Annotated in this window: 2 protein-coding genes; both read right to left on the bottom strand. The window is 68.3% G+C overall.

The features are described 5' to 3' along the window. Positions 1-211 precede the first annotated feature (211 nt). A complete protein-coding gene (locus KV557_RS41745) occupies positions 212-769 on the bottom strand; it encodes a GNAT family N-acetyltransferase (protein WP_218207343.1) in 558 nt (185 codons plus the stop codon). 431 nt (positions 770-1,200) lie between these two features. Continuing rightward, positions 1,201-1,407 carry a helicase associated domain-containing protein gene (locus tag KV557_RS41740; RefSeq protein ID WP_218207342.1) on the bottom strand — a complete coding sequence of 69 codons (207 nt, stop codon included), beginning with the start codon at positions 1,405-1,407 and terminating at the stop codon, positions 1,201-1,203. Positions 1,408-1,486: the final 79 nt, after the last annotated feature.

The raw sequence follows: 1,486 nt of genomic DNA, 5'->3' as shown, positions 1-1,486 counted from the left end.
GGCCTGACCCTGTACGCGGTCCTCCGCGAACTCCAGGCCCTCCTGGCCACCTGGACCGGCGCCTGCTCCATATGCGGCCAACCCACCCCGGAACCCGAACCACACCACCGCACCTAACAAAGCCCTACTAGCGACAGCACCACGAAGGCCGGCTACCCGCCCTCCCGACCCGCCACCGACCGCGCAGCCTCCCGCCCTGTCGGGCATGAGCTCAATCGGAGGGCGTGACCGAGGGCCACACGGCGAACCACTGCTCGGCGCCGTACTCCTCGAACCGCTCCACCTCGGTGAATCCCAGCTTCGCCGCGACGCGCATCGAGGCGTCGTTGGCGGTCTGGGTGGAGAGCACCACCGGCTCACCGGGGAGCGCGCCGGCGAACCAGTCGAGCGCTGCCGCGCACGCCTCGGCGGCGTACCCGCATCCCCAGGCCTGCGGCAGGAACATGTAGCCGAGCTCGGTCTCCCCGCCTTCCGGACGGACGTGACCCGGACGCTCCGTGTCGCGCCGATCGAGCGTGATCATGCCGATCGTCGCTCCGTCGAGCTCGACCACGAAGAAGCCGAAGCGCCGCCCGGGCACCTTGGGCATCGTGCGCTCGAGCTCGTCACGCGGTCGGGAACCACCGATGTAGGTGCCCACCTCTGGTGAGGTGAACAGCTCGATGAACGCCGCACGGTCCCGGGCCTCGGACTCGCGGAGCACGAGCCGCTCGGTCTTGATCGGGGCAGGTGGCCAGGCGAAGGGGTGCAGTGTGATCTCATCCGACATGGAACGGCTCCTGATCCTCTCGGCCACACGGTTCGACCTCGTATGGCCATTGCGAGCAAAGACTTCTGACGTTGCCACACATCGAGACGTGCTCCGACGAGATGCCAGTTGCGTGCGCCCGGAACGATCCGCCGGGCATGAGCCTCAGACGACCGACAGCGGCAGTGACTTCTGACCCGTCGGCCCGATCTGGATGTCCGTCTGCATCAGCCCACCCGGCGCGGTAGAAGCCGGAAGGCCGCCACCCGCAGGCGACGGCCTTCCAATGCCTTCTCGGCGCCCTGGCAGCGTACCGCCGGGCCAGGCACCCGCCCGGCCCGATGTGGCGTCATCGTGATGCGGTTTCCAGCGTCAGGCCGGTGACGTCGCTGCAGTTTCCTGTCACCGGGGGGAGCGGTGGGTGTCACCGGCACCTCTCTCTGGTGCGGACGCTACGCCCACTCCACGCCGTGCTCGGCGAGCTGCGCGCGCTGCTCGTCGGTGAGTTTCGCCCGGCGGGCTTTGGTGTTGTTGAGCCAGGCCCCGAGCGACAGCCCCTCTGCGGTCTTGAAGGCTCGTGGCACCTTCGCGTGGCCTTCCCGTTCGACGAACTGGTCATGTCCCGTGAAGTGGTGTAGTGGTCGTTTGCCAACGGTCATGCGGTGGGTGGTAGTTGGTCGCGAGCCTGCTCGCCAGGGTAGAGCTGGTCCATGCTGCCCTCAGGCAGATAGCGGCGGG

The sequence above is a fragment of the Kitasatospora aureofaciens genome (assembly GCF_019192735.1).
Lineage (GTDB): Bacteria > Actinomycetota > Actinomycetes > Streptomycetales > Streptomycetaceae > Kitasatospora > Kitasatospora aureofaciens_A.
This window is presented reverse-complemented; position numbering and strand designations above follow the sequence as displayed.